Origin of the sequence: Geothrix campi, from assembly GCF_024609265.1 — a bacterium.
GTDB lineage: Bacteria > Acidobacteriota > Holophagae > Holophagales > Holophagaceae > Geothrix > Geothrix campi.
Map to the genome: position 1 here is coordinate 1 of NZ_JANHMP010000009.1, position 3,595 is coordinate 3,595.

At 52.7% G+C, this 3,595-nt stretch carries 4 protein-coding genes; all 4 read right to left on the reverse strand.

The window, feature by feature from the left end:
• Positions 1-820: 820 nt before the first annotated feature.
• Positions 821-1,132: a hypothetical protein gene (locus NOV65_RS15320; protein WP_257307592.1), complete on the reverse strand. Its 312-nt coding sequence runs from the start codon at positions 1,130-1,132 to the stop codon at positions 821-823.
• Positions 1,133-1,264: 132 nt separating this feature from the next.
• Positions 1,265-1,609 (reverse strand): hypothetical protein, encoded by a 345-nt coding sequence (locus NOV65_RS15325; protein ID WP_257307594.1) that lies wholly within the window; start codon positions 1,607-1,609, stop codon positions 1,265-1,267.
• Between the two features lie 144 nt (positions 1,610-1,753).
• A complete protein-coding gene (locus tag NOV65_RS15330; protein WP_257307596.1) occupies positions 1,754-2,152 on the reverse strand; it encodes a hypothetical protein in 399 nt (132 codons plus the stop codon).
• A 180-nt stretch (positions 2,153-2,332) separates the two neighbouring features.
• The gene (locus tag NOV65_RS15650; RefSeq protein WP_425250865.1) at positions 2,333-2,935 is read right to left on the reverse strand and encodes a DUF6988 family protein; all 603 of its coding nucleotides are present in this window, start codon (positions 2,933-2,935) and stop codon (positions 2,333-2,335) included.
• Positions 2,936-3,595: the final 660 nt, after the last annotated feature.

Sequence of the window (3,595 nt, forward strand, 5' to 3'; positions counted from 1 at the left end):
GCGAGAGGAGCCCAAAATAGGTGAGCGGCCAAGAGAATATCCAAGCAACGACAAGACCGAACTTCGATCGTTGAGTGTTGCCGGAGTACTCGAAGTTCATGGCCATTTCGGTAGCGCCTAACGAATGTGGCTAACCGGCCACGCCTGCGCCGAGGCGATGAGCGGAGCCGAGGAAGCAGGGAGTTGAGAGAGAGCGGAAGACAATGCAGGCGGGGTCCGAGTTGAGCTAAAGGTTAGGCGCCAAGTATGTATTCATGGAATAGTGATTTCTCCTATACGCGGATAGTTCGCAGAAGGGTCGTCGTAGACAACTAGATATTGCCCTGGTGGTGGCCTGCGAATAATGGCGACATGGTGAGTATCAGCACCTGGGCCACAAAGGCAGGATTTCATTCGGACCAAGATCCGGTTTTGTTGAAGCTTTGCGGAAGTTCCGCAAGAACAAATTCCAGAATCAATGCGCTTTACGTCATGAATGAGCAGCTTGAACTTGAGATTTACCTGATTTGATTCAACCAAGTAACTTTCAAGGGCAGTGCCGCCCCAACCGTCTTCAACGTACGACCACGGGGCAGTTTTCGTAGAAGCCCAGGTAACAAGTCTGTTGCAGCCTGTAAGACCGAATAAGCAAAGCAACGCGAGTATGGAACATTGAGCTTTGCCCTTATGCATGAGGTAGCTCCGATTGGCGCCTAACGAAGGAAGCTAACCGGCCCCGCCTGCACCGAGGCGATGAGCGGAGCCGAGGAAGCGAGATGTTGAGAGAGAACGGAAGACAATGCAGGCGGGGTCCGAGTTGAGCGGAAGGTTAGGCAGATGCTCATTTGAGGAATTCTTTGTCGGTGATTAAGCCCGTTTTGAGATCCAATTCATAGTGCATGCAGGAGAATGTGCCAACCCAGATTCGGCCATTCTTAACATAGAGATTGGTTATGAATTGATCCTGACCTGCAGAGTACGCCCATTTTGCGAGACGTGTTGTGGAGTCAAAACCTAAGAGATACTCACCCTTTTTCGAGATCACGAGAAGCATGTCTTCGTACAAGATTTCCCAGTACCGACGACCTGATGCAGGTTGCTGATCGTAGAAGCTGCGATATTCACGACCGATTAATTCTTCTGCTTGTTGCACGGGATGCCTAACGAATGAAGCTAACCGGCCCCGCCTGCGCCGAGGCGATGAGCGGAGCCGAGGAAGCGGAATGCTGAGAGAGAACGGGAGGCAATGCAGGCGGGGTCCGAGTTGAGCGGAGGGTTAGGCGGCTCACTTAGCGGGTCTTCGCTGTTGTAGGCATGGGTCTGAAGTGTTGATGCGCAAACGGAAATGCCCCGTTGTTTTTTTGGCTGATGGACCAAGGACAATCTTGGGAATGTAAGTATTCGACCAATCCGGAACCAGAATTGGGTGACCTTCGATTTTCCTGACATTGACAAGCCGATTACCTGAGATATCGGCGTAAAAGATGATCTCAAAACTGCCGGACGCTCGCCGAAGTATGTCGGGAAGAATGAGTGCATCGAGATTTGCCGGGACCTTATCCCAGATAACCGCGGGTCCGGCAAAGGCACCGGCGCACAGGAAAAAGGGAATTAGGGCGCGCACATTCATGAGACGCCTAACGAATGAAGCTAACCGGCCACGCCTGCACCGAGGCGCTGAACGGAGCCGAGGAAGCGGGAAGATGAGAGAGAGCGGAAGGCAATGAAGGCGGGGTCCGAGTTGAGCGGAGGGTTAGGTTGCACGTGGAAGGCCTTAGTTCGGTACAGGAAACGTGATGTCGTAGACGTGTTTAGCAGATTGGTAATTCGCACCAGGCATTACCCTGACCCCCGACGCAAAGTGGACTTCAAGATGTTGGTTGTTCGCATCAAAATTGTACATTTGGCCGTTCACAGTCAGGGAATTGTTAGCCGAACTTTCGTCAGTGATAACAAAGGTACGCCTTGAATCAGAGGCGATTACCTTTTCATACCCGCCACTTAGATTGTTGCTGGCCAAAGTACCATAGCCCTTCCAGTCGATGCTAACTGGTTCCTGGTTTGGGATAATCTCAACAACTGTCAAATTACGGATTCCGATAATAAGTGGAGAAGTGATGACGCCACTCTTGGATTCTTGAACCTTGTTGGCGCAGCTAATGCCGGCAGCCAAGCATCCGATTGCTGGAAGAATCGTGAGCAGTTTGAGTAAGCGTGTGTGACTCATCGGGTGCAGCCTAACGAATGAAGCTAACCGGCCACGCCTGCACCGAGGCGATGAGCGAAGCCGAGGAAGCGAGAAGTTGAGAGAGAGCGGCGGGCAATGCAGGCGGGGTCCGAGTTGAGCGGAGGGTTAGGCCGACCTTTTGGCATATTCGATTGTTTTATCAAGGATACTTTGGGCAAGGGGTAAATCATTAGCTAAATTAGCGATCTCAATACCAGCGAGCAGCACATATGAAGTTGTCGAACGGGTGATTTCGATTTGCTCATCGTCGTTGTACTGTGGTTCTAGAACATCGTCACCTATACGCCGCACAATTTGCTGAAACCCGCCGTGTGTATAGCTAGACATGTAATCGAAACCAGTAGCCTTCACTCGTGAAAGCACGCCCTCAGAGAATTGTGGAAGGATCTCCAGAGCCGTGATTATTTCGGAGAGCGTAGGCTTTACTTTGTCTCTTCGAAACCTGTTCAAGTCCTCCTCGGTTGCGCAGTACGAGAGCCAAAGGCCCCTTACGAATGTCTCAAAGACGGGTCTAGCTAGAGAAAATGCGGGCCCGCACAACTTCTCCTTTAGTAGGAGAGTAATGCCCTGCTGATGTTCTATGACCGTATCGAAACATCCTGCAGCAAGCACCGATCGAGAAGTTCGAGCAAACTCACGCCCAGAGAGCGCTTGTTGAACCCATTGCCTTATGGTTTCAGCCTGGACGATTTCCTCGGACATTTGCATAGGCGGCCTAACGAATGAAGCTAACCGGACCCGCCTGCACCGAGGCACTGAGCGGAGCCGAGGAAGCGAGAAGCTGAGAGAGAGCGGAAGGCAATGCAGGCGGGGTCCGAGTTGAGCGGAGGGTTAGGCGCCACCGGAAGGGTAAATGGTGATGCGAGCTGATACACCAATTCCGTAGATTCTGTGGAGTGTGGATGGGCTGAGGTCATGGGATATCGAGGCCGGCTGTGTGCCGCCTTGGAAGCCGAAATCGAAAGTTCGTTCTGAACAGGTTAGCCAGGCCGGTAACAGTGATGCGGGGAGCTCTTCAACCAGGCCGGCCATGTATTGAGCATGTTGCTCGGGGGATTCGCTGAGTATTTCGGAAGCCTGCGGCTCAAGGACTGCATAGAAACCACCAGCCTCGTCTGATCCGTTATAGACGATGAACACTCGGTCCCCGAAACCTTCAACCAGTGGGGATAAATCCTCTCCCGACCTAAGCAGAAGGTCGAGTGTCAGGTACCGGGTTTCTTCTGGCTGACTCAAGTGGCGCCTAACGAATGAAGCTAACCGGCCCCGCCTGCACCGAGGCGCTGAGCGGAGCCGAGAAAGCGATATGTTGAGAGAGAACGGCGGGCAATGCAGGCGGGGTCCGAGTTGAGCGGAGGGTTAGGGCGT